Origin of the sequence: Hyphomonas oceanitis SCH89, from assembly GCF_000685295.1 — a bacterium.
GTDB classification, from domain to species: domain Bacteria; phylum Pseudomonadota; class Alphaproteobacteria; order Caulobacterales; family Hyphomonadaceae; genus Hyphomonas; species Hyphomonas oceanitis.
Genome location: NZ_ARYL01000001.1, coordinates 168,064 through 193,190, shown reverse-complemented (window position 1 = coordinate 193,190; position 25,127 = coordinate 168,064). Strand labels below are relative to the sequence as shown.

Annotated in this window: 20 protein-coding genes; 9 read left to right on the top strand and 11 right to left on the bottom strand. The window is 61.3% G+C overall.

Annotation, left to right across the window (positions count from 1 at the left end; all coding sequences use genetic code 11):
* Window positions 1-34: 34 nt before the first annotated feature.
* The 6 genes from HOC_RS00925 to HOC_RS00900 all read right to left on the bottom strand — a co-directional run bounded on the left by HOC_RS00925 (window position 35) and on the right by HOC_RS00900 (window position 4,820).
* Window positions 35-1,234: a BaiN/RdsA family NAD(P)/FAD-dependent oxidoreductase gene (locus HOC_RS00925; RefSeq protein ID WP_035535172.1), complete on the bottom strand. Its 1,200-nt coding sequence runs from the start codon at window positions 1,232-1,234 to the stop codon at window positions 35-37.
* Between the two features lie 176 nt (window positions 1,235-1,410).
* Window positions 1,411-2,082 carry a YajG family lipoprotein gene (locus HOC_RS00920; protein WP_035534825.1) on the bottom strand — a complete coding sequence of 224 codons (672 nt, stop codon included), beginning with the start codon at window positions 2,080-2,082 and terminating at the stop codon, window positions 1,411-1,413.
* A gap of 11 nt (window positions 2,083-2,093) precedes the next feature.
* A complete protein-coding gene (locus HOC_RS00915) occupies window positions 2,094-2,717 on the bottom strand; it encodes a hypothetical protein (protein WP_156950329.1) in 624 nt (207 codons plus the stop codon).
* Window positions 2,718-2,895: 178 nt separating this feature from the next.
* Window positions 2,896-3,471, bottom strand: a complete 576-nt coding sequence (locus tag HOC_RS00910; RefSeq protein WP_035534820.1) for a type 1 glutamine amidotransferase domain-containing protein — start codon at window positions 3,469-3,471, stop codon at window positions 2,896-2,898.
* A 164-nt stretch (window positions 3,472-3,635) separates the two neighbouring features.
* Entirely contained in the window at window positions 3,636-4,409 is a 774-nt protein-coding gene (locus HOC_RS00905) for an SDR family NAD(P)-dependent oxidoreductase (RefSeq protein WP_035534817.1), read from the bottom strand.
* A gap of 3 nt (window positions 4,410-4,412) precedes the next feature.
* Window positions 4,413-4,820, bottom strand: a complete 408-nt coding sequence (locus HOC_RS00900; protein WP_162174791.1) for a YbaN family protein — start codon at window positions 4,818-4,820, stop codon at window positions 4,413-4,415.
* A 170-nt stretch (window positions 4,821-4,990) separates the two neighbouring features.
* On the opposite strand from HOC_RS00900, the gene HOC_RS00895 reads away from it, so the two are divergent.
* From HOC_RS00895 to msrA, 3 genes are all read left to right on the top strand, one after another.
* Window positions 4,991-9,964 carry an alpha-2-macroglobulin family protein gene (locus HOC_RS00895; RefSeq protein ID WP_035535166.1) on the top strand — a complete coding sequence of 1,658 codons (4,974 nt, stop codon included), beginning with the start codon at window positions 4,991-4,993 and terminating at the stop codon, window positions 9,962-9,964.
* Between the two features lie 4 nt (window positions 9,965-9,968).
* On the top strand, window positions 9,969-12,026 hold the full coding sequence (gene pbpC, locus HOC_RS00890; RefSeq protein ID WP_035534815.1) for a penicillin-binding protein 1C: 2,058 nt from the start codon (window positions 9,969-9,971) through the stop codon (window positions 12,024-12,026).
* Between the two features lie 158 nt (window positions 12,027-12,184).
* On the top strand, window positions 12,185-12,829 hold the full coding sequence (msrA, locus tag HOC_RS00885) for a peptide-methionine (S)-S-oxide reductase MsrA (RefSeq protein ID WP_084146063.1): 645 nt from the start codon (window positions 12,185-12,187) through the stop codon (window positions 12,827-12,829).
* On the opposite strand, the gene HOC_RS00880 is transcribed toward msrA, so the two are convergent.
* Window positions 12,823-14,403 carry an ArnT family glycosyltransferase gene (locus tag HOC_RS00880; RefSeq protein WP_035534813.1) on the bottom strand — a complete coding sequence of 527 codons (1,581 nt, stop codon included), beginning with the start codon at window positions 14,401-14,403 and terminating at the stop codon, window positions 12,823-12,825. The two genes, msrA and HOC_RS00880, sit on opposite strands and share 7 nt — an antisense overlap.
* Before the next feature lie 265 nt (window positions 14,404-14,668).
* Here HOC_RS00880 and HOC_RS22555 point away from each other — a divergent pair, with 265 nt between their 5' ends.
* The 4 genes from HOC_RS22555 (at window position 14,669) to aguB (ending at window position 19,887) form a co-directional block, all read left to right on the top strand.
* Window positions 14,669-14,875: a hypothetical protein gene (locus HOC_RS22555; RefSeq protein WP_206741517.1), complete on the top strand. Its 207-nt coding sequence runs from the start codon at window positions 14,669-14,671 to the stop codon at window positions 14,873-14,875.
* Window positions 14,844-17,891 carry a TonB-dependent receptor gene (locus HOC_RS00875; protein WP_206741516.1) on the top strand — a complete coding sequence of 1,016 codons (3,048 nt, stop codon included), beginning with the start codon at window positions 14,844-14,846 and terminating at the stop codon, window positions 17,889-17,891. Before HOC_RS22555 ends, HOC_RS00875 begins: the two co-directional genes overlap by 32 nt.
* 94 nt (window positions 17,892-17,985) lie before the next feature.
* Window positions 17,986-18,969: an agmatine deiminase family protein gene (locus tag HOC_RS00870; protein ID WP_035535160.1), complete on the top strand. Its 984-nt coding sequence runs from the start codon at window positions 17,986-17,988 to the stop codon at window positions 18,967-18,969.
* A gap of 75 nt (window positions 18,970-19,044) precedes the next feature.
* Window positions 19,045-19,887 carry an N-carbamoylputrescine amidase gene (gene aguB, locus HOC_RS00865; RefSeq protein WP_035534810.1) on the top strand — a complete coding sequence of 281 codons (843 nt, stop codon included), beginning with the start codon at window positions 19,045-19,047 and terminating at the stop codon, window positions 19,885-19,887.
* On the opposite strand, the gene HOC_RS00860 is transcribed toward aguB, so the two are convergent.
* Entirely contained in the window at window positions 19,884-20,186 is a 303-nt protein-coding gene (locus HOC_RS00860) for a hypothetical protein (RefSeq protein ID WP_035534808.1), read from the bottom strand. The genes aguB and HOC_RS00860 overlap by 4 nt on opposite strands.
* A 125-nt stretch (window positions 20,187-20,311) precedes the next feature.
* Here HOC_RS00860 and murI point away from each other — a divergent pair, with 125 nt between their 5' ends.
* The gene (gene murI, locus HOC_RS00855; protein ID WP_035534805.1) at window positions 20,312-21,181 is read left to right on the top strand and encodes a glutamate racemase; all 870 of its coding nucleotides are present in this window, start codon (window positions 20,312-20,314) and stop codon (window positions 21,179-21,181) included.
* Here the strand turns inward: murI and HOC_RS00850 are convergent.
* Window positions 21,127-22,320: a type III PLP-dependent enzyme gene (locus tag HOC_RS00850; RefSeq protein ID WP_035534802.1), complete on the bottom strand. Its 1,194-nt coding sequence runs from the start codon at window positions 22,318-22,320 to the stop codon at window positions 21,127-21,129. The genes murI and HOC_RS00850 overlap by 55 nt on opposite strands.
* A 262-nt stretch (window positions 22,321-22,582) precedes the next feature.
* Here HOC_RS00850 and HOC_RS00845 point away from each other — a divergent pair, with 262 nt between their 5' ends.
* Window positions 22,583-23,677 (top strand): substrate-binding domain-containing protein, encoded by a 1,095-nt coding sequence (locus HOC_RS00845; protein WP_035534799.1) that lies wholly within the window; start codon window positions 22,583-22,585, stop codon window positions 23,675-23,677.
* An 18-nt stretch (window positions 23,678-23,695) separates the two neighbouring features.
* On the opposite strand, the gene HOC_RS00840 is transcribed toward HOC_RS00845, so the two are convergent.
* Together HOC_RS00840 and HOC_RS00835 are read right to left on the bottom strand one after the other, a co-directional pair.
* Window positions 23,696-23,887, bottom strand: a complete 192-nt coding sequence (locus HOC_RS00840) for a DUF3008 family protein (protein ID WP_035534796.1) — start codon at window positions 23,885-23,887, stop codon at window positions 23,696-23,698.
* A gap of 64 nt (window positions 23,888-23,951) precedes the next feature.
* Window positions 23,952-25,058: a glycosyltransferase family 4 protein gene (locus HOC_RS00835; protein WP_035534793.1), complete on the bottom strand. Its 1,107-nt coding sequence runs from the start codon at window positions 25,056-25,058 to the stop codon at window positions 23,952-23,954.
* Window positions 25,059-25,127: the final 69 nt, after the last annotated feature.

Sequence of the window (25,127 nt, the reverse complement as noted above, 5' to 3'; positions counted from 1 at the left end):
GCGCCCGTGCGTCAAGCGGCGCGATGCATCGCGCTTATGCCGCTGCTGCGCCCTCTGCAGCCGCAGCAGCGCTTGCCCAGGCCCATTGGAAATTATAGCCGCCGAGCCAGCCCGTCACGTCCACGCATTCGCCGATGAAATAGAGTCCGGCAAGGTGGCGGCTTTCCATGCTTCGGGAGGACAGGCCGGACGTGTCTATCCCACCGGCCGTCACCTCTGCTGTGCGCCAGCCTTCTGTGCCTGCGGGGCGCACTTTCCAGTCCTTCAGCGCCCCCGCAAGGGCCTCCAAAGTGGCGTGGGATGTGTCAGCCAGGCGTAAAGTGTGGGTATTCCCGGACCATTCCCGGACCAGTTCGGCCAGGCGCTTGGGAAAAAGCGTCTCCAAGGCGGAGCCAAGCGTCTGCATCGGCCGCTCGCGCTTGGCCGCCTTCAGGGCTTCGGCAATGTCGGTGCCTGGCAGGAGGGAAAGCGTCACCGGCTCGCCCGGCGACCAGTAGGAGGAGACCTGAAGGATGGCCGGCCCCGAAAGGCCGCGATGGGTGAACAGCATGGCTTCGTCGAAACTGGCAGTACCCGCCTGGGCGCGGACATCGCAGGCCACGCCCGAGATGGACGCAAAGTCTTCCTGGTCCGCGCCGGTAAAGACGAAGGGCACAAGGGCAGGGCGGGTGGGAATGACGTCATGGCCAAACTGACGGGCAATGTCATAAGCGAGACCCGTCGCGCCCATTTTCGGGATGGAGAGCCCGCCGGTGGCGACCACGAGCTTCGGCGCGGTCAAGAGGCCGCCCGATGTGTCTACCGTGAACAAGCCATCGGCATGGGTAACGGACTTTATCTCTGTGTTGAGATGCAACTCGGCGCCGGACGCTTCCATCTCGTCCAGCAGCATCTTTATGATGGCTCCGGATTTCTGGTCGCAGAAGAGCTGGCCGAGTGTCTTCTCATGCCAGGTGACGCCGTGGAGTGCGAGAAGGTCGATAAAGTCGGCCGGCGTGTAGCGCGCGAGGGCTGACTTGGCGAAATGGGGGTTCTGCGAAATGAACCTGTCTGCGGCCGTATGGATATTTGTAAAGTTGCAGCGGCCACCGCCGGAGATGCGCACCTTTTCCGCAGGCTTTGACGCATGGTCGAGCACGATGGCTTTAGGTCCTGCCTGTCCCATGCGCCCGGCACAGAAGAGGCCGGCTGCACCTGCGCCGAGAATGATGGCATCATAAGGGGAAGGCGGCATGACTGGCATCGCTGGCCTATGCAGCAGCCGGGCCCTGCAAGGCAAGCCTGATCCACCCTGTCAGCGTGACTTGCAAGGCCTCGCGGCGCTGATCGGTGGCCAAGGGCGGCCATTAAAAAAGGCGATCCCGGCGCTGTTGCGGGATCGCCTTTAAATTAGTGCAGGGGTGCAGGCGATCAGGCGCCCGCTTCGTCGCCTTCAGCGGCCTGTGACGTGACATCAGCTGCTGTCTCGCCAGCAGCCTCATGTTCATCAAGTGCTTCCATGAGTTCAGCCGACATGCTGATCTCCTTGGACATGTCAGCAAGGGCCGCATCCATGACGCGCGTCCAGGTCTTGCTCAGGCCACCACCGGTCTTGTCGGAATAATAGCCTTTGAACTGGTCAGTGAAGACGACTTCACCGCTGGCAGGATCTGTAAGGGAGAAGTTGATCTGGACGTCACCGAAGAATTCAACCGTCACAAAGCCGGTTTTGTAGTCGAGCCAGAAACGGGTGAGTTCTGCAGAGACTTCGAGCGACTTTCCGTCGGGCTTGGTCGTGACGGTATGGCCATTGGCCTCAAGCGTCTTGGTGATGACATCGGCGACTGTATCGGTCGGTGCTGTCTTCGTTCCGATGGCACCCATTACCATGCCATAGCCGTTCCGTTTGTCGCCGATACGGGCAGTCTCTTCTGCCTTACGGCTGTCTTTGACTTCTTTCAGCACCAGGACTTCCGGCGACACCTCCGAGAGCAAGGCTGGTTTCGCGGCATCGTCAGCGAGACCAAGAGAAAGATTTGTTGTGCCGGTTGCGCACGCTGAAAGCGAGAGTGCGCCAAGGGCGATCCAGAATGTCTTGAACACGGTGTTTCCTTTTACCTGTAAATGATTTCATACGCGACACGCTTGCCGGACTTTGCCGCAAGCTTTTCCATCGCAGCCGAAAGGCTTTCGGGCGTGATGTTTTCAATATTTTCCGCCTGTTTCCCCACCTCTTTCTGGTAGACGTCCCAGACCCGCTCCTTCCCGTCCTTCATGATGAGGTGGAGCTTGAGGAATGTGGTGAGCTGAGTGCCGTCGAACGAGTTGCGCAGAAGGCCCCAGTCCTTGATCTCAACGCGCAACAGGTGGCTCGCCTCTGCAGCATCCGCCAGCTCCATGCCTTTGGCTTCCAGTGTTGACCGGATGCTGCTTTCTATAATGTCTCTGAGCGGGAGCGCATTGGCCGCTTCCAGATAAGGTTTGGCCAGGTCTGCATCCTGATCAGCATTGATCGCGGAGTTTATCCCGGCCCCGATAATGCCAGCGAAGACTGCGGCTGTGGCGGTTTCACCCATGCGTTCATAGACGACCATGAAATGGCTGTCGGAATCATCGACACTGAGGTCCACTGCGGCAATCGGAATAGCCTGCAGCGTTTCCAGATCATCAGCACAAGCGCTCTGCGCAAACACGAGCGCACCAACGGCTGCAGCCGTAGCAAACAATACAGATCGCATGATTTCCCCCAATAATTCGCAACCTATGCGTGCCAATATTGGGGGTCAAGCTGAAAATTTACATTATGTTAATAAATTCAATTAGGTAGCGCGCACCTCCCAAAAGAAAAGCGCACCCCGGAAGGGGCGCGCTAGGCTTACTCTACGTTTCACTCCCTTTGGAGTGATGCGGTTAGTCTTACGCGGTGACGGACTCGCGCTGTTCGGCATGTTTGCCTTCGCAGATTTCCTCGACGATCTTGGCGTTGAAGTCGCCCAGGTCGTCTGGCGAGCGTGACGTCACGAGGCCGGAATCGACGACGACTGACTGGTCGAGCACGCGGGCGCCTGCGTTCTTGAGGTCCTGCTGGATGGCCGGATAACCGGTCACTTCACGACCATTTACGAGGTTGGCCGAGATCAGCACTTGTGGGCCGTGGCAGATCGCGAAGACAGGCTTCATCTGGCGGAAGAAGGCCGAGGTGAAATCCTTGGCTTTCTGGTTGGTGCGCAGCGTATCCGGGCTGAACAGGCCGCCGGGAATGAGCAGGGCGTCGAAGTCATCGGCCTTTGCATCATCCAGAATCATGTCGACCTTGAATGTATCGCCGTGTTCGCGGTGCTTGTTCGCCTGGATCGTGCCGTGCTTCAGCGAAACGATTGTTGTTTCGCCGCCAGCATTCTCGATGGCTTCCTTCGGTGAGGTCAGCTCGATCTGTTCAAATCCATCTGTGGCGAGGATAGCGAGTTTTCGTCCTTGAGCGCGTTGAGTCATAAGTATGTCTCCTTGCTTCTAGTGTTCTGGTGCGTCAGCAGACCACGCGAGAGGTCTGCGCCGCTTCAGGAATATCCCTGTGCCTAATCAATGCCCGGAACCTGTAATGGTTGCAGGTGAAACTGTTACGCTTGGGTAATGTCCAGAATGAACGTGGGCGGACTTTATTTCGTTTGTCCGCCATCGACCGGCAAGACGGCCCCCGTGACGAAACTCGCAAGTGGGCTGAGCAGGTAGGCGGCGGCCGAGCCGATTTCCTCCGGCTTGCCGAACCGGCGCAGCGGCACTTCGCGGCGGATCCATTTCTTCCAGGAATCTCCGCGCTCGCCTTCGGAGCGGGTTTCCCAGTCACCGCCCGGGAAGATGATATTGCCGGGGGCAATCGCGTTGACTCGCACGCCCGATGGCCCGGCCACGCGGGCAAGTTCCTTGGCGAGGTGGTTCATTGCCGCCTTTGACGTGCCGTAGGTGACGGGTGTGCCGAGCGCGCCGAGGCCTGCGATGGACGTGATCATCAGGACTGAGCCTTCCTCGCGCGGGGTCATGCGGCGCAAGGCTGAACGGGCAAGCTTGAAGGCGGAATCCAGGTTCTGGCTGATGCCGCCATCCCAGGTCTCGTCATCAACTTCAAATCCGGGAGGGCAGGGGTGAAGCCCGACATTGGCGACGGCGCCCCAGAGTGGGCCGAACTCGGTCTCGATGGCGTCGATCATGGAATCGATGGTCTTGGAATCGCGCAGGTCGCCGGCGCGGGCCCAGAGCTTGTCTTCGCCATATTGCCTGGCGAGCCGGGCGCGCTGTTCCTCAAGCGCTTCAGCGCCGCGGGCGGCGATAGCAACCTTGGCACCCTCAGCGAGGCAAGCCTCGACAATACCGAGGCCGATGCCGCGGCTGGCGCCAGCGACGAAGATGACCTTGTCCTTCAGACCGAGATCCATGACTTATTCTCCCTGTTTTCTTGTTTGTATGTCTTGAGGTGGTTGTGGCGCAGCGGCCAGCGGCGCCTTGCGGCTGATGACGAAGGCGGCGCCAATGGCGAGGAAGCCGAGGCTGCCGGCCATGGGCCAGGGGTGTTTCCAGAAGAGGAAGATCGTCCCGGCGGCGGCGAGCGCCATGCCGGCCAGCGCCGCAGCCTTGCTGCGCATGCCGATCCGGCCGGTCTCAACGAAGGTCTGGATCTGGGGGCCTATGCCGGGTCGGGCATAAATCCACGCGGCCCAGCGCGGGTCGGACCTGACAAAGGCAAAGGCGGCGACAATCCAGAAAATGGTCGTCGGCATGACGGGCAGCACCACGCCAATCGCCCCCAGCGCGAAAGCGAATATTCCAAGGATGCGCCAGGCCCACATGCTGGCATACATCGGGCGCAATGCGGCGGCTGGCAAGGTAGATAAAGACTGCAGCGTCGGGGCAGCTTCCTGACAATATCGCAATATTCCTTTGAATTGACCCAATCGCGCCCTGTTGGCGCCGTGCCCAAGCGGTGTATGGATACCAACAGAAAATGCAGGAGAAGTTCATGGCGCAGTTCGGAACGGGCACTCGAGGCAAGTACAAGGCTGTCATGGCAGCCTTGCTCTTCGGTCTGGTTGCGGCGTGCGGGGGCGGAGGCAAGGACAAGCCGGCAGATGATGCCAGCATGGCCGGCGAAGTCGTCCAGCGCTCGCCCAAGGACCAGGTCGCCGCCCGCCAGCGTGAGCAGCGCCGCCAGAAGGCCCTCGCTGCGCAGGAGCAGGAATTCTCCTATTTTCGCTATCGCATCGACACCTCGGGTGAGCAGCCGCTCGCCTGTCTCGTCTTCTCCGCTGCGCTCGACCCCAAGGCCGACTATTCGCCCTATGTTGAATTCCGCCCGGCCTTCCGGCCTGCGCTTAGCGTCGAGGGACGCGAACTGTGCATTGGTGGCCTGACCTTCGGCACCAGCCGCACGGCGACCATCCTGTCCGGCCTACCTTCCGCTGACGGGCGCACGCTGAAGCGTGAAGAGAGCGTGCCGATCGATTTTGCCGACCGGCCGCCTTATGTCGGCTTCAAGGGCGCAGGTGTGATCCTGCCGCGCGAGGATGCTGACGGCCTGCCAATCGAGACCGTCAATGTAGACAAGGTGACCATAAAGGTCTCACGCATCAATGACCGTGCGCTCGCCTTCAAGAGCATCACGCAAGGCGAAACCACGGCGCAGGGCCGTTATTCCTATTCCTGGGGCGAAGACAGCCCGAGCGAAGTTGAAACCGAGCTTTGGTCCGGGACAATGGAGATTACGGCCGAACAGAATGCGCCGGTGATCTCGGTCTTCCCGTTGCAGGACGTGATCGGCACGATGGAGCCCGGCGCCTATTATGTGCGCATTGAGGACGCGGCCAAGCTTGATCCTCAGGAAGGCCCGCCAGCCTCGTCCAGTCGCTGGATCATGCTGACTGATCTGGCGATCACCGCCTATCAGGGCGAGGATGGCCTCGATGTCACCCTGCGCTCGCTGCAGGACGGCAAGCCCGTGCCGGACACGACGGTTCAGCTTGTGGCGATGAACAATGAAATCCTCGCCGAGACGCGCTCCAATGAGCAGGGCCGTGTTGCCTTTGATGGGCCGCTGATCAATGGCGCCGGCAATCTCGCCCCGAAAATGATCCTGGCCTATAGCGCCAAGGGCGAACTCGCGGCGCTGGACCTGGCGCGCGCGCCGGTCGACCTGTCCGAACATGTTGCCGGCGGGCGCCGCACGCCGGGCATCGTTGACGCCTATGTCTATACCGAGCGCGGCATCTATCGCCCTGGTGAGACGGTTGAGATTTCGGCACTGCTGCGCGACCGTGCGGGACGCCAGGTCGAGAAGCGTGCCGGTAATCTGGTGATCTATCGCCCGAACGGGCTGGTCGCGGAAAAGGTGCGTTTTGATGCGCCTGATTCCGGTGCCGTCCTCGACAGTTTCGAGCTGCCCAAGGGCGCCTCGCGCGGCCAGTGGCGCGCAGCCATCGAGATTGACGGCTTGGCGGAAACGTCTGGCGCGGCCACCTTTGCGGTGGAGGACTTCGTTCCCCAGCGTATCGCGGTTGACCTGAAGGCCGACGACAAGACGGCGATGAAACTTGGCGGCACGCGCGAAATCAGCGTCGCCTCGCGCTTCCTCTATGGCGCGCCCGGCGCTGGCCTGACGGTGAAGGCCGAAGCGCGGCTTGAGCCGCAGCCAAAACCTTTCCCCGCCTTTGACGGGTTTGCCTTCGGTCGCTTTGACGCGACATTTGAGGAGCGCATCATCGAACTGCCCGACCAGACAACGGACGGGGCAGGGGCCGCGACGGTGCGGGTTGCGCCCGGCAATGCCGGCAGCAATGCAGGCCGTCCGCTGCGGATCAATACGGTCGTCAGCGTTCTGGAGCCCGGTGGCCGCGCGGTGACAGACAGCGTGCGGATCCCGTATCGCCCGGAAAGCCTTTATATTGGTCTCAAACCCGGCTTCGATGACTCCGTCGAAGAGGGCGGTGACACGGTCTATCAGGTTGTTGCGGTCAATTCCGATGGCGCCGCTGTGGCCCAGCGCCTCGCCTGGAAAATGCTGGCGATCGACTATCATTATGACTGGTATCGCGACGGCGACGAGTGGCGCTGGCGCCGGTCGCGCACCGTGACCAAGGTGAATGAAGGTGTTGTCTCGACAACTGCGGGCGGCACAGCCGAAATCAAGGTCAGCGGCCTCGAATGGGGCAGCCATGAACTCGTCGTCGAGGCCGAGGGCGTCAATGTCGGCGCAGCTGCCAGCGACGATTTCTATGTCGGCTGGGGCGGACGTGTCTCCGACGATGGCGTCGAAGCACCTGACCGTGTCCGTGTCATGGGCCCGGAACGCTCACCAACGCCCGGTCAGACAGCCGAGATCACCATCATCCCGCCCTATGACGGGCAAGCCCAGATCGTGGTCGCGACAGACCGGGTCCTTTCAGTCCAGAACCTCAATGTGACGGCTGGCGGCACACGCGTGTCCCTGCCAGTGACCGAGGAATGGGGCGAAGGCGCCTATGTCATGGTCAACGTCTATACAGAGCGTGACCCTGTGCTTCAGGCCAAGCCGCGCCGCGCTGTCGGCGTGGCGCACGTGCCCGTCAACATGGATGCGCGCACCTTCAAGCTGACCGTGAATGCCCCGAAAGTGGCCCGTCCGCGCGGCGAACAGGTTATCGAGGTCGATTTCGGCGGTGGCCCGCGTGAGCCTGTCTACCTGACGCTCGCGGCCGTCGACGAAGGCATTCTCCAGCTCACCAAGTTCAAGAGCCCGGACCCGGTCGCCTATTATTACGGCCAGAAGGCGCTCGGCGTGGAACAGTATGACGATTACGGTCGCCTGCTCGATCCGAACATGGGCCTGCCTGCCGAAGTGCGCACCGGTGGTGACCAGCTCGGCGGCGAAGGCCTGACCGTTGTGCCAACCAAGTCCGTTGCGCTCTTCTCAGGCCTCGTCGATGTTGGCCGTTCCGGCAAAGCGAAAGTCCGCTTTGACATACCAGACTTCAATGGCGAGCTGCGTATCATGGCCGTGGCCTGGTCGAAGACCGGCCTTGGGCAGGGCGACGCCAAGATGACCGTCCGCGACGCGGCACCATCCGATCTCATCTTGCCGCGTTTCATGGCGCCCGGTGACGAAGCCTACCTCACCGCCAGCATCGACAATGTCGAACTGCCCGCCGGCGAGTTCACCGCCGAGATATCCAGTGCAGGTCCGATCGAAGTGGCTGAAAGCCGCCTCACGCGGACCTTGCAGACGGGCAAGCGCTCTGACGCCCCCGTCCGTGTGGAAGCCAAGAGTGAAGGCATTTCGCAGGTGCGCATCGCCGTGACCGGCCCGGACAAGTATTCTGTCCAGCACACCTATGACATCCAGACCCGCTCGCCCTACCTGCCGGAGACACGCTCGACGAGCGCGCTCATGCAGCCGGGCCAGCAATATTCGATCGATCCGAAACTGCTGGCTGGCTATGTGCCGGGATCAGCGGATGTCACGGTTGGCTTCTCGAGCATCCCGGTCGACCCGGCGACGCTCTATGCCTCGCTCGATCGCTATCCCTATGGCTGTACCGAACAGACGGTCAGCCGCGCGATGCCGCTGCTCTATTCCGAGCAACTGGTCGCAATGGGGGCCAAGGGCTCGCGCGACAATGCGCGTGACCGGGTGCAGACCGCCGTCAATACGATCCTCAACCGTCAGGGGGCTGAAGGCGCCTTCGGGCTCTGGCGCGAAGGCGATGGGTATGCATCGCCATGGCTCGGGGCCTATGCGACGGACTTTATCTATCGCGCGAAAGCGGCCGGTTATAATGTGCCGGATGAAGCGCTCGACCGGGCCTATGGCGCCCTTCGCGCGATCTCGACCGGCGACCAATGGCGCGTCTATGGCTATGACACGGACGTCTATGAGAGCCGTTATTCCAACGACACGCAGGAACAGATGATGTTCCGCTCAGCGGCCTACTCGCTCTATGTTCTGGCCAAAGCAGGGGAGGCGGATATCTCGCGCCTCCGCTACCTGCATGACCGCGAATTGTCGAACATCGACAGCCCGCTCGCGCGTGCCCAGATCGGTGCCGGCCTGGCCTTTATGGGCGACCGGTCCCGCGCGACCTCGGCCTTTGAATCGGCTGAGAAAGCGCTCGGCTACGACAATACCGGCGACTATTACCAGACGCCGCTGCGCGATCTGGCCGGTGTGATGGCTCTCGCCAGTGAAGCCGACATGACAGAGCTTGTGGCTCGCCTCGCCGAACGTCTCGGCAAGGACGTGCCGGAAGCCGATGCCATGACCACGCAGGAAAAGGCGTTCACGCTGCTGGCCGTCAATGACTTCAACAAGGGCGAGAACGCGTTCCGCCTGATGGTCGAAGGCCTCGGTCGCGGCAATGATGACGAGCGCCAATACCTCGTCTCGGAAGCCCAGGTCGCTTCCGGCGTCAAGTTCAAGCTGGAAGGCAAGGCGCCGATGTTCCGCACCGTGCTGGTCACCGGCGCCCCTGAAAAGGCCCCGCCTGCGGCTTCGTCCAAGCTGAAGACGGACAAGACCTTCTACACGATGACCGGTGGCAAGGTGGACCTCTCCCGCGTCAAGCAGGGCGACCAGCTGGTCGTGCGTGTCTCGGTCACGCCGCAGGAAAACCGGCTCAACCCGGTGATTGTGGCAGACTTGCTGCCAGCCGGTTTCGAGATCGAGACCGTGCTGCGTCCCGCCGATGGCCGCCGCGAGGGCGAAACATCCGGTGCGTTCGCCTTCCTCGGCGATCTTGCCTATGCCCAGACGCAACAGGCACAGGATGACCGCTATGTCGCGGCGCTGGATGTCTATGGCGAGCCATTGACGGTGGCGTATGTCGTGCGGGCGGTAACGCCGGGCGACTTTGCAATGCCGGGCGTGGTGGTCGAGGACATGTACCGGCCCAGTGTCTATGCCCGCTCGGCCCCTGGCCGTGTGACCATCACGGGCAGCACCGGAACTGCGGCGGGAGGCAAGTAGGCTGATGGGGCCAGGCAGGCGCCTTCTTGCCGGGTTTGCCCTGCTTGTCGGCGCGGCTTTCGCGCTGGATGCCCTGCTGCCGCCGCCGCTGGAGCGGGCAGGGGAGATCTCGGCCCTTGTCACGGACCGCGCCGGGAAACCCCTGCGCGCCTTCCCGACCAATGACGGCCGCTGGCGTTTCCATGGCGATCTCGACAAGATAGACCCGGAATTCATCGAGGCGCTGATCCGCGTTGAAGACAAGCGCTTCCGCCAGCACCATGGCACTGACTGGACAGGCATGGTCCGCGCGGCGGTGGACTCTGCGCTTTCGGGCCGGGTTGTCTCTGGCGGTTCGACGATCACCATGCAGACGGCGCGGATGCTGGAGCCGAGGCGGCGCAATATCGGCTCCAAGCTGATCGAGATTGTCCGTGCGCACCAGATTGAGCGGCGCTTGTCGAAAGACGAAATCCTCGCGCTTTACCTCACGCTCACACCGTATGGCGGAAACCTAGAAGGCGTGCGCGCGGCCAGCTGGAGCTATTTCGGGCACGAGGCCGACCGGCTGACCGATGACGAGATTGCACTTCTGATTGCCTTGCCGCAGTCGCCTGAGGCACGGCGGCCTGATCGGCGCCCCGAGCAAGCCGCGAAGGCGCGTGACTGGGTCGCCAGGAAGCTCGCCATGTATGGCGTCTTCTCTGCTGATGATGTGGCGGATGTGGCGGCCTCCGGTGTGCCGGGCCGTCGGCGGGATTTTCCGGACCGCGCCTGGCATGGCGCCGCCAAAGCGCTCGCCAGCGGGCCGCGCGGCGATGTTCGCTCGACACTCGATGCGGGCCTGCAGGCGGAAGTCGAGCGCATCGCGCTGACGCAGGCCGAGGCGGCAGGCGCCGATGTTCAGGTCGCAGCACTGGTCGTGCACATTCCCACACGCGCCGTGCGGGCCATTGCGGGTTCTGCATCGCGCGAGCGCCCGGGCGGCTGGCTCGATCTCACGGCGCAGGCGCGCTCGCCGGGCTCGACCCTGAAGCCCTTTATTTATGCGATGGCGTTCGATGATGGCTCTGCTGCGCCCGACACGCTGATCTCGGACCTGCCGCGCCGCTTTGCCGCCTACCAGCCGGAGAACTTCGACCGCATGTTTCGCGGCGATGTTCGTGTGTCGGATGCCCTGCAGCACTCGCTGAACGTGCCCGCCGTCATGATGCTCGACAAGGTTGGGCCGGATCGCTTTGTCTCGCAATTGACGCTGGCGGGGGCGAGCCCGCGCATTGCCGGGTCAGCCAGCCATCAGGCGGGCCTTGCCATTGCGCTTGGCGGGGCGGGCCTGACGGCGCGCGAACTGGCCGTTCTCTATTCTGCGCTCGGCGACAAGGGAATCGCCAAGCCGCTGGTCTGGCGTGCCGATGAGGAAGCCGCCGTTCATGACCAGCCCGGACAGCGCCTGATCGGCGAAGCGAGCGCGGACGAGATTCTCCGCATCCTGCAAAACGGTCCAACACCGGCGGGCCGTGTGCCGGGCCGCCTTACCGAGAATGCGCCGCAGATCGCCTTCAAGACGGGCACATCCTATGGCTACCGCGATGCCTGGGCGGCGGGTGTGGCGGGCGATCTTGCCATCATTGCCTGGATGGGCCGCGCAGATGGCGCCCCCCGACCGGGCGTGACAGGTGGCGACGCCGCGCTGCCGATCCTGTTCGAAATTGCCGACCGCGCCGCGCATCACCTGCGCGACACAGGCGAGGCACGCGGACGGCTAACCAGCGAGAAGCGGTTGAAATCCAAGGGCGCCATCCGCGACTTTGCTGCAACGGCCCCGCCGCAGATCCTTTTTCCGCCAAGCGAGGCGGAACTCTGGGCAGGCACGGTCGATGGCAAACAGGCGCGTGGCTTCGTTCTGGCCGGTCGCGGGGAAGGGCATCTTTCCTGGTATGTTGATGGTGCGCCCTGCGACATCGACGACGCCGGTGCCCCGGTCTGGTCACCGACGCGCGAGGGCTTTTACACGGTTACTGCAGTGGATGCTGCAGGTCGTGCCAGTCGTGTGCGGGTCAGGGTGCTGACCGGGCCTGCCTAAAAACACGGCATTGCCCCATTTTTGACACGCCGCGACAACACGGGGGCAACACAAATCCGTTAAGTCTGCGATTGCTGTCTTTTCGATAGCGGGGCTCATCCCATATGTCGCTGCAGACGGAGCATTTGTCCGCCGTCCGTAGAATTCAAGAGTTTGCCATGCGTATTCGTTCAGCCCCCTTCATTGCCATCGTCGCCGGTGTTGCCGCGACAAGCCTTGCGTTCATTTCGAGCGCAGGCGCCGAAGACAAGCCCGCCAGTGAAGCACCCAAGCATATGTCCTCGGCCGTTTTTGCCGGCGGATGCTTCTGGTGCGTCGAATCCGATTTCGACAAGGTGGACGGCGTCATCGAGACGGTTTCGGGCTATACGGGTGGCCATGTGGCCAACCCGACCTACAAGCAGGTCAGCCATGAAGACACGGGCCATTATGAGTCGGTAAAGGTCACCTATGACCCCGACGTGGTCAGCTATAACCAGCTCGTGACTTATTTCCTGCACCATATCGACCCGACGGACGCTGACGGCCAGTTCTGCGACAAGGGCGAGAGCTATCGCAGCGCCATCTTCGTCTCAACGCCCGACGAGCGCGCAACAGCTGAAGCCGATATTTCTGATGTCTCAGGTGTGCTGCCGTCCCCGGTCGTGACGAAAGTCATCAATGCCGACACGTTCTGGCCAGCCGAAGACTATCATCAGGATTATTACCAGAAGAACCCGCTCAAGTATCGCTACTACCGCGCCGCGTGTGGCCGGGATGCGCGCGTGAAGGAACTCTGGGGCGACGAGGCCACCGGTCACTGATCCTTTGGTGCGGGGCAGGGCGGGGTCTTGAACTCCGTCAGCCCGTCATGCCGCGCTTCCCAAGCATCGTCGTGGCGCTCCGGCGCAAAGCCTGATGCAATATAGAGATGAAAGCGACGCTCCAGCGCGCACCCATTCCGGCGTTTGCCGAGTGGGATAATGATGTCTCCGGCATTCTCGAGCGTCTTGAAGTCGCTACGCATCATGGGTCGCATGTCGGCATGCAGTGAAACGACCAGCACTTTCTCATCCAGCGGCGGCGCCATGGCCACCGTTTCGGAAAAGCTTTTCGGCACGCCATAGCGGCGCCACGAGATCAGCGGCAGCGTGCGCTCCCGGGCATAATAGTCGAGCCCGTGCCAGACCTCGCGTTCGTCGACCAGAACGGATGTCGCGCCAATCTCGGCCGCCTTCTGAAACACGGCCCTCGACGCCGTGTCCCATCCCCGCGTGCGCTTCAGCTCATTGTCGAAGCCGGCCTCTGAGGCTGCCGAGGCAGGCAGCAGGGGAACCGTCACGAACATCACGCCAAGGGCCGCATGCAGCGCAAGGCTGGCCCACAGCCAGCGCACGCCCGTCGGTGCCATCCGGATCAGCCAGGCCGCGACCAGTACGCTCGCTGCCGGCCAGGCGGTTGCCGCCCAATTGGCGTTCGCCCGCGACAGCACGGCCTGCACGAGAATGATGACCAGCACGGGGAGAACGAAGCAGAGCAGCCAGCGGTCGCGCGGCTTCACCTCATCGCCCGCTTTGCGCATGGCACACAGGCCGATGACGAACGCGATCAGGCTGATCGGGCCGAACACGCCCATCTGGTCGGCCAGAAAGGTCAGCGCGTGGTCGGGATGGAACAGCTCGCCGCCCAGATTCGCATTGTCGACGGTGTGGCTGACCGTCTTGAAATCATTCGCGGCGTTCCACGCGATATGCGGCGCGAAGATTGCAGCTGCGACCAGTAGCGCAAGGAGGCCACGCCATGACAGCAGAGCCCGGCGCGTCTCCCGGTCCAGCACGAGCGCCAGCGCGATCCCGATGATAAAGTAGAGCATCGCATATTTTGACAGGAAGCCCGCGCCCACGGCCATGCCGAGGCCCACGGCGCTGACCCAGCGTCCGTCGCCGCTGCGCAGTCGCCAGAGTGCATAGAGCGCCGCGCACCAGAACGGCATCAGCACGCCATCGGTCGAGATAACGGCCGATGAGAGGATCACCGCCGGCATCAGGGCATAGAGGAAGGCGGCATACATGCCCGTGCGGGCATCATAAACAGCGCGGCCGAGCAGGAAGAGGAAGATGGCCCCTGCCGTATGAAGGAAGGGCGCTGCGAGCCGCACGGCCCATTCGCCATTCCCCATCAGTGCCGTCACGCCATGTATCACCCAGGCAATCATCGGCGGCTTGGAATAATAGCCCCAGTCCAGCGTTTCGCCCCATCGCCAGTACTGGGCTTCATCGGCATAGAGGTTCAGCGGTGACACGAGCAGGAAGCCGACCCGCAGCACAAGGAGCAATCCAAGGCCGAAGACCACAGTGCGCCAATAGGTGGAATCCGATTCGCGACTCAGCCCTGCCATGTGGTCTCACCTTGATACATTCTCTGCTTATGCAGTGCGTGGCCCGTCTAATACAGCCCCAAAATCAGGCAAGCCATGCCCTTCGCGAGCCCAAAGCGTGGCTTTTTTGCATCGCACAAAAACCAATGGTCTGATTCACTGCACACTACGTTGAACCTTCAAAAACTTGTCACTAATCCGTCATGCAGGGAGCGTAAGCGACCGCCAACCGACCTGATTGTGAGAGAGCAGGCCGGACCATCATACGGATCAGGGGAAAATGATCATGAATTGGAACACATTCGGTCGCGGCATGGCGGTATCCGCTATTGCGCTCAGCGTCGCAGGCATCGCCTCGGCGCAGGTTACAACCTCCAGCATGCGCGGTCAGGTGACCAATGCGGAAGGCGCCGCGGTGCCAAACGCCACCGGTCGTCATCACACACACGCCTTCGGGTACGATGTCCGCCGCTGTTACCAGCGCGAACGGTGATTTCTCGGCTCGCGGCCTTCGCGTCGGCGGCCCTTACACAGTTGAAGTCACGGGCGGCGAATTCACGCCGGTCACCGTCACCGACATCTATATCGATCTCGACCAGACATACCCGCTGAACCTCACGGTTTCCGGCGAGCGCAAGCTTGAAACCGTCGTCGTCACAGCCAACCAGCTGCAGACCGGTTTCTCCAGCGAAGGCCTGACGACCACCCTTGGTCTTGCAGCTCTCAACGAAGTCGTCTCGATCGACCGCGACATCACGGATGCTGCTGAGCTTGATCCGTTCGCCAGCGTGAACGTCCAGACGGGCGGCGCAAAAGAACTTACGATTGCCGGCGCCAACAACCGCTTCAACACGCTGACGATTGACGGTGTGGCCCTGAACGACCGCTTCGGTCTCAACGCCAACGGCTACCCAACCCAGCGCTCGCCAATCTCGTTCGATGCGATCCAGTCGCTCTCGGTTGAATCGGCGCCTTTCGACACGGAATATAACGGCTTCACGGGCGGCACGATCAACGCTGTCACCAAATCCGGTACGAACGAATTCCACGGTTCGGCTTTCTACTTCAAGACTGACGACTCGATGGCCGGCAGCAAGAGCGGCGACCTGAAGGTCGACCGTAATTTCGAAGAGAAAACCTATGGCGGCACGATTGGCGGCCCCATCATCAAGGACAAACTCTTCTTCTTCCTCTCGTACGACAAGTATGAAGAGGCGGCTGCCCTTCAGCGCGGCCCAACCGGTTCGGGCGCGGTCAACATCGAAGACGTGACACCAGGCGACATCTCCGAAATCCAGGACATCATGCAAAGCGTCTACGGCTTTGACGTGGGCGACTTCGGTGCAGGCGTGCCGCCGGTCGAAGACGAGAAAATCCTCGGCAGCATCGACTGGAACATCTCCAACGATCACCGTGCGAAGTTCACCTATATCAAGACCGAAGGTGCGAGCATCACTGAGCAGAACGGCAACAACTTCCTGCAAGGTGCCGACCTCGCTTTCCCGTCGTCCTGGTACAACAACTCGGAGAAAGTGGAATCCTTCATCGGCCACCTTTATTCCGACTGGACGCCGAATTTCTCGACTGAGGTCAAGATCGCCAAGACGACCCAGGCTACAGGCGCAGACAGCCTGAACGGCGCTGAATTCTTCCTCGGTTCTGTCGAGACCTCCACAGGCACCGTCATCGCCTTCGGTCCTGACCGCTTCCGTCACGGCAACGAGCTCGACCAGGAATTCCTGCAGTACAAGCTTAAGGCTGAATACCTGCTTGGCGATCACACGCTGAAAGCCGGTTTCGAGCGTGAGGAAGTCGATGTCGACAATCTCTTCGCCCAGAACTCGGAAGGCACATATGCCTTCGCGTCCATCGACGACCTTCGCAACCAGATTGCGACGGACGTTTCCTACGCGAACGCCATCACGAACGATGAGAACGACCTGCGTGCGATCTGGGGTTACAATTACAACTCCATCTACCTGCAGGACAGCTGGGATATCCGGAACGACCTGAACCTGATGTTCGGCATTCGCTACGACTATTACCAGTCGAAAGGCAAAATCCGTCCGAACCAGAACTTCCAGGACCGTTACGGCTTCTCGAACACGAACGACATTGACGGGCTGGACGTGATCCTGCCGCGCTTCGCCTTCAAGTGGGATGCGAGCGATGACATCACGGTCCGTGGTGGCCTCGGCAAATTCTCCGGTGGCTCACCGGGCGTTTGGGTCTCGAACAGCTACTCGAACGACGGCGTCATCAACGGCGAAGTCTTCGATTCCGGCACGATCAATGTTCCGAACACACCAGAGGCAACGTCGGGCAACTACATCCCGCAGAACCTTCTGGACCAACTGGCAAACACATCTCCGGATGGTTCGGTCAATGCGCTCGACAATTCGTTCGAGATCCCATCGACCTGGAAAGCCAATCTCGGCGTGGCTGTGAACGTTCCAGGCAACTGGCTGGTCACTGCGGACGTGCTCTACAACAAGCTCGAGAATGCACCTTACTGGTATGACGCGACCTGTACGGCTGTGTCTGCTTCGCCTGACGATCGTCCGGTGTACTCGTGCGGTCAGGGCACCATCAACGGCGTCACGTCCAGTGCGCCGCAAGCCATCCTCGTCGGCAGCGTCGACAAGGGCAACTCGCTCCTCTGGGCCCTTTCGGCCAGCAATGACTGGGAAACACCCGTTGGTGATTTCGACGTGTTCGGCAGCTATACGCATGCTGACGTCAACGACATCGGCATGGGCACTTCGTCGACGGCAACGTCCAACTATTCGGACACGGCACGCTGGAGCTACCAGAACCCGCGCACCGGTACGTCGAACTTCGAAGTCGAGCATCAGTTCAAACTGCGCCTGAACTGGGAGAAGGAATTCTTCCGCGGCTACGCCACGCAGGCTTCGCTGTTTGCAACACGTCGTTCGGGCCAGCCTTACACCTACACGTTCAACACGAACGGTCGTAGCGATGTGTTCGGCATCAACGAAAGCAGCGCGGATGATGCGGGTGCGACACTCTACGTGCCAACCGGTTTCGACGATCCGCTCTTCTCGCCTGACTCGTTCGGTGGTGACGTAGGCCTCCAGCAGGACTTCTTCACCTATATCGCAACGTCCGAACTCAATCAGTACAAAGGCAAGGTTGCGCCACGTAACGGCGACAATTCCCGCTGGTCGACGCTGGTTGATCTTCGCCTCCAGCAGGAACTGCCAGGCGCGATGAAAAATCACCGCACCAAACTGTTCCTCGACATCGAGAACCTCGGCAACCTGATCGACAGCAATGCCGGTCGCGTCGAGCGCACCCGTTACGAGTACAAGCGCCAGGTTGCTGCCGCTTCGATCGTCAATGGCCAGTATGTCTACGGTGATCCAGGTCGCGATGGCGTCTGGGGCACAGGCGACCGCGACGAGTCGACATTCAGCACCTCGACCAATTCCGAGGTCCTGAACCAGTCCTTCTGGCAGATCCAGATCGGTGTGAAATACGAGTTCTAGGTCGCTTCGCGATCCGGAATGCAGATTTGGGAGGGCGGCCTGCTATGCGGGCCGCCCTTTTCCTTGTTTCAAAGGTGTGGCAATGCCAGCGACCATGACCGAAGCAACTTTCTCCCTCCCGCCCGAATGGGCCCCGCAATCCGCCCTCTGGTGCGGCTGGCCGCGCCTTGCTGAAGAATGGGGCGGCAATTATGACGGCGCACGCGCTGAAATTGCGGCACTGATCCGTGCCGCCGCCGCTTTCGTTCCGGTGAAAGTTGCCGCTGGTTCCGAAGAAGCTGCCCGCTCCGCGCAGGCAGCTGTGGGTGACGTGGCGCAAATCGTGGAAGTGCCGACGGGTGACATCTGGCTGCGCGATACCGGACCGATCATCACGCGTGGTGCCAGCGGCTTTCAGGCTGAAACCTTCCGCTTCAACGGCTGGGGTGGCAAATATCTCATGCCGGGCGACACTGAAACGGCTCCCGCGATTGCCGGTGTTGAGGGTGTTCCTGTACGTGCGCATGATACCGTGCTCGAGGGCGGCGCTATCGATGTTGACGGGGAAGGCCGTTTGCTGACCACCCGTCAGTGCCTGCTCAATCCGAACCGCAACGGGGCCTGGACCGAGGCCGATGCCGAAGCCGCGCTGGCCGAGGCCTTTGGCGTTAAAGAAGTCATCTGGCTCGGCGACGGACTGCTCAATGACCATACTGACGGTCATGTCGACAATATCGCCCGATTCATCGCGCCGGGACATGTCCTCTGCCAGCACCCGACCGGTGAGCAGGATCCCAATGGGGAAGTGCTGCTCGCCATTGAGGACAAGCTGCGCACGGCTGGTCTCATGGTCTCGACCATCTCTTCCCCCGGCCCGGTCGATTTCGGCGACGGCGAGCCGGTGCCAGCCAGCCACATGAATTTCACCATCACCAATGGCGCTGTTTTCGTGCCGACCTATGATGAGCGCTTCAGTCTTGTCGCGCTTGCCGAACTGCGTCCGCTCTTCCCCGGTCGCAAGGTGATCGGCCTTCCGGCATTGAACATTCTGCGCGGCGGCGGCAGTTTTCACTGCATGACCCGCGAAATTCCCGCCTAAGAGACCCGCAACACCCCAAGAACGGTCTGCGAATACCCAAGCAAGATCCTGCAGCGCCCCTAACGGATACCGCCCATGACCCGCTCCATTACACTCGCCGCCATCCAGTTCGCACCGTCCGACGACGTTCAGGACAATATCGACCGCGTCGCCGGCTTCATTGAAGAGGCCGCGGGGCGTGGCGCCGATGTCGTGCTGCCGCCGGAACTCTTCTGCGGGTCCTATTTCTGCAAGACGCAGGAAGAGGAACATTTCGCCCGGGCCCTGCCATGGGAAACGCATCCGGCCGTCGTGCAACTCGCTGAAATTGCAAAGAAATGCGGCGTCGTCATACCGGTCTCGATCTATGAGAAGGATGGCCCGGCCTATTACAATTCGCTTGTGATGCTCGATGCAGACGGCAGCGCCATGGGCGTCTACCGCAAGAGCCATATTCCAGATGGCCCAGGCTATCAGGAGAAATTCTACTTCCGTCCCGGCGATACGGGCTTTCGTGTCTGGGACACGCAGAAAGGCCGTATCGGCGTCGGCATCTGCTGGGACCAATGGTTCCCGGAGGCCGCGCGCGCCATGGCGATGATGGGAGCAGACGTGCTGCTCTACCCAACAGCTATTGGCGCAGAGCCGCAGGATTCAACGCTCGACACGGCCGGGCGCTGGCGCCGGGCAATGCTCGGCCATGCTGTGTCGAATGTCATTCCTGTCTGCGCGGCCAATCGCATGGGCGATGAGGGCGGGCAGGTCTTCTACGGCACAAGTTTCATCGCAGACCAGACCGGCGAAGTCGTCACTGACTTCGGCCGGACCGAGGAGGGTGTGATCCTCGCAACATTCGACCTCGATGAGGTCGACCGCGAGCGGGCTGCATGGGGCTTTTTCCGCGACCGGCGGCCGGACCTTTACGGCAAGCTGGTCTAGGCCTGCGTCACGCGGCGGGCCTTGTCGAACCAGTCGGTCATCACGCCGCCCGGCACGCGGGAGAGATCCCTGTACCATTCCGGCAGATTGTTGATTGCGTCAGCCGTATCACCCCAGCGGCGCAGGTTTGCGTCCGCTGCCGTGTGAAAGGCTTCGCGCATCTTGATCTCGTCCATAGGCTGGAAATCGGGCACGGCCTGAGCACTTGCGAAGCTCTTTTGCGCCGTAAGCATCATCTCGAGGGTAGAGGCTGTAAGGGAAAGAGAAGCGCGCCACGGCGCGAGCCAGAGGTCCATCATCGGGAATTTCCTTGTTTCCAAACAGGATAGTAGACACGTTATGGTGCAGTGCACAACAAATCTCGTGCCAAAACTCCTTTCGCTGCCCCGTTTTCGCCGCGAGCGAATGCACATAATATCGAATCATGCCGGATTTCCTGTCCAACCATTTCACGCCTTCGCCCGCTCGCGGGCGGGTCCTCGTGTTCGATTCGGGGGTAGGGGGATTGACCGTCGCGGAGGAGATACGGGCACTGGCGCCTGCGCTGGGCGTCCACTACGCGGCCGATAGCGGGTTTTTCCCCTATGGCGACAAGAGTGACGACGAACTGATCGAGCGTATCCCGCGTGTCGCGAGGATGCTGTGCGATCATGTGAGGCCTGATGTGTTTGTCATCGCCTGCAATACGGCGAGCACGCTGGCGCTGCAGGAAGTGCGCGCCGTACTGGATATTCCCGTTGTCGGCACCGTGCCGGCCATCAAGCCTGCGGCGGCGTTTAGCCAGACGGGCACGATTGGCCTGCTCGCCACGCCGGGCACGATCAGGCGGGCCTATACGGCGCGGCTGATCAATCAGTTCGCGGGCGGCCACAGAGTTATCATGCATGGCAGTATCGAGCTGGTCCGGCTGGCCGAGGCGCATGCGCGGGGTGAGGACGTTCCGATTGAGGCCATTGCTGCAGCCCAGGCGCCACTCTTCGATGCACCTGGCGGGGATCAGATCGACACGATCGTGCTCGCCTGTACGCATTTCCCGCTTGTGCGTGGGCAACTGATTGCCAGCGCGCCGCGCGGTGTCAGCTATGTGGATTCCGGTGCGGCGATTGCCCGCCAGACCATCCGCGTGCTTCCGCATGAAACGGAAGCACGCGGCATTGGCGGTTCAGCTTACCTGACAAGCCCGCCGGAAGAGTCGCCAGACCTGGCGCTCGTTCTCCGGCGTTACGGCTTCCCGGACGCTCACTTCGTGGCTTTGGACCCGATCGCGATGACTTCTGCGCCAACTGCGTTGTAAAGGCTTGGCCAAGGGGCATCGTGAACGATGGCCACTTCGGTTTCGCCAAAGCCGTTGAAGCGGCTTGCCATGGCGCGGCCATAGGCACCGATATTCCCGAACTCGAGATAGTCGCCCTCTGTCAGGCCAGCAGGCAGCCAGACTTTTTCAGGAAACTTGTCGGTCGAATCGCAGGTCGGCCCGTAGATCGTGTACTCAGCCATGCCGCGCAGCTTGCGGCCATTGCCCGTGATCGCGCGGACAGGGAACTGCCAGCGTTCGTGCACGGCATCATAGAGCGAGCCATAGGAGCCGTCATTGATGTAAAGCGATCCGGGCTTGGCCAGTTCGACACGCACGAGCAGGCTTTCGGCTTCAGCGACCAGCGCGCGGCCGGGCTCACACCACAGTTCGGCGTTTTCCAGAACGAACATGTTCTCGAACGAGGATTCCACCATCGAGGCGTAGGCTTCCAGCGAAGGCGGTGGCGTGTCGGCATAGATCGACGGGAAGCCGCCGCCGACATCAACGATGTCCACGGTGACGCCAGCCGAGATGATGATGCGCGAAACGTCTGCCATGGCCGTGGCCCAGGCGGTGGGTTTCATCGCCTGGCTGCCGACATGGAAGGACACGCCCAGCTCGTCCGCATAGCGGCGGGCTTCGCGCAGGATCGCGGCTGCATCGTCTTCGGTTGCGCCGAACTTGCCGGTCAGTGGCAGCGTTGCGCCGTCATTCGACACCCCGATGCGCACGATGATCGTCAGATCCTTCGCATAGTTCGTTTCTTCGAGAATCTTCTGCAGTTCTGCCTGCGTGTCGGTCACAAAGATGCGAACGCCATACTGGTGGTAGGCGCGGGAAACAGCGCGGCGGTTCTTCACGGGGTGAAGGAACGCCATGCGGGCGCCGGGGAAACGGTTGTAGATCAGTTCGATCTCGTTTTCCGAGGCCACATCAAAGCTGTTGATGCCGGCGGCCCAGAGGGCGTCGAGCACGTGAACGCCAGGGTTGGCCTTCACAGCGTAGAATGGCTGAGCCGGGAAGCTTTCCCGGAACCATTTCGCAGCCGCTGTCACCCGCTCAGGGCGGAAGCAGTAAACAGGAACATCGGGCTCTTGCGAGCGCACAATATTATAGGGGGTAGCATAGGAGTGCATGACACCTAACCTCCAAAGGGCTTTTAACCAGCTTCGGGCGTTAGTGCAGGGGGCCCCCAGTTTAAGGGTTGGCCCAGATGTCCGCCACATCCGTATTCGGGCTGTGAGATATGCGATGATGATCTGGGGCGCAAGTAAAAATTTTGAAAGTTTGCAGCGATGTCGCAAAAACGTCATGAAACTTCGACGTGATTGTCATGTCTGCGGCGTATTCCGGCGACCGAAAGCCCGATCCGGGATACGATTCTTCAGGAGACCTGCAATGAAATCTGGCATGACTTTTGGCGCCATCAGCCTAATGGCCCTGGCGCTTGTCGCCTGTGGCAAGACCGACCTCTCTACGCTTGATGCGTCCGAAGCGGCGCCGGATCGTCCGGAACTGACTGGCTCGAGCGAGAAAATCAAGGTTGTGGGTTCGTCGACTGTCTCGCCTTTCGCCACAACTGTGGCCGAGCGTTTCGGCGCGACGTCAGGTTTCCCGACCCCGATTGTCGAGACAACGGGCACAGGCGGCGGCTTCAAGGCCTTCTGTCAGGGCGTTGGCCCGGACCAGCCGTCGATTTCGGATGCTTCGCGTCCGATCAAGGACAGCGAAGCCGAACTCTGCGCCAGTAATGGCGTGACGGAGATCACCCCGGTCGAGATCGGCTATGACGGCATTGTCATCGCCAACTCCAAGGAAGGTCCGGATTTCGACGTCACCAAGACGCAGCTCTATCTCGCACTCGCGCAGGATGTGCCAAACGAGGCAGGCGAGTTCGAGCCGAACCCTTATAAATCGTGGCATGATGTCGATGCCAGCCTGCCGGACGAGCCAATCATGGTGTTCGGCCCGCCGCCAACATCCGGCACGCGCGACGCGTTTGTCGAGCTGGGCATGGAGCATGGCGCCGAAACCGTTCCGGCCATGGCTGCGCTGAAGGCCAGCGACCCGAAAGCCTTCGCTGACCGCGCACACACGATCCGCACCGATGGCGCGTGGATCGATTTCGGCGAGAATGACACGGCGATCATCCAGTCGCTGGTCAAGACACCGACTGCCATGGGCGTGCTGGGCTTCTCTTATCTCGAACAGAACGCTGACCGGGTGAAGGGCGCACACCTTTCCGGCGTGCCGGCCACATTCGAGATGATCAATTCAGGTCAATATGGGCTGTCACGCGTTATGCTCTTCTATGTGAAGGATCAGAACCTGACGCTGGTACCTGGGCTGATCGATTTCGTTGAAGCATTCACGTCTGAGAGCGCATTCGGACCTGATGGTTATCTGGTCGAGAAGGGGCTTATCCCGCTTAGCGATGATGACCGCGCGGCTCAGCGTGTGATCGTCGAAGGACTTAAGACCGCCTCCAATTAGGGCTGGTAGCGCTACGCGCTAGTCAGATTCGCTGACTTTATCCGGGAGGGATTTGCGTTTCGTGGACGCAAGTTCCTCCAGCTCATCTTCCGTCATGGACTCGTACATATCCTTTGACGCGCCGACGAGATCGGACTTCTTCTGCTCACCGCGCTTGGCGGCGAGCGCCGCGCCTGCGGCTTTCTGCTGGGCTTTTGACTTGGCGTGCATGACGGGGCCTCCTGCTTATGTCTGGTTCAGGAGCAACGCCATGTGAGGCGGAAGGTTTCCTGGCCTAAAGGCCTTCGATGGGCGGTTTCTTGCGCCGCCGCAGACGGATCTTCTGCCAGAAGCGACGCCTTGCCGGAGCGGGAAGGGGCTGCAGGTTTTCGATGAAGGCTTCCGCGCAGGCTTTCCAGCTATAGGTCTCGGCAAAGCTGCGGCAGGTCTTGCGGTCCAGCTTCAGGCAGTCGAGCGCGCCCTGACGCAAATCGCCGCCAACCGGAGTGATCGTACCAGCGCCGGAGCCCGGGATCACATCGCGCGGCCCGGTCGCATCAAAGGCCGCGACAGGTATGCCGGACGCCATGGCTTCCAGCACGACAAGGCCGAACGTATCGGTCAGACTCGGGAAAACGAACACGTCAGCGCTAGCATAGACCGTCGCCAAATCCTCGCCGAACCGGCCGCCGAGGAAGGTGACATTCGGATAATTGCGCTTGAGTTCTTCAAGCTGGGGTCCTGCCCCAACAATGACCTTTGAGCCCGGCAGGTCGAGTTCGGCAAAGGATTCGATGTTCTTTTCAACGGCCACGCGACCCACATTCAGGAAGATCGGGCGCGCCAGCCCCTTGAACGGGTCATTTTCTGCACCTTCCGGGACACGGCGGGCCGGATTGAACAATTCGGTATCGACGCCGCGCGTCCATGCGACCAGATTGATGAACTTACGGGCCTTCAGCTCCTCCACCATCGAGGGGGTCGGGACCATCACCTTGCCGGAATACTTGTGGAACCAATGAACAAAAGAATAGCCCCACGATACCGGAACCGGCAGGCGAGCGGCCACATATTCCGGGAACCGTGTATGATAGGCGGTCGAGAAGGGGTGTTTCACCCTGAGGCACATTGTGCGCCCGGCCATGCCGAGCGTGCCCTCGGTGGCGATATGGATCGCGTCGGGCTCGAATTCGTGGAACCGCTCCTCGATCTTGCGGCGCGCAAAGAGCGCCAGCTTGATCTCCGGATAAGTCGGCAGCGGGACCGTGTGGAACCCGTCTCCGGGATGCACAATCTCCCAGATATGTCCCATGGCCTCGGATTCAGCGATGACGCGCTTCATCGTGCGTACGACGCCATTGACCTGGGGGTCCCAGGCGTCGGTGATCAACATGATGCGCATCGGGTCTCCTCGAGGCCGTTTGACGGTCGGCGGCAATGTGGCGGGGTTGGTTTCATACGTAAAGAGGTG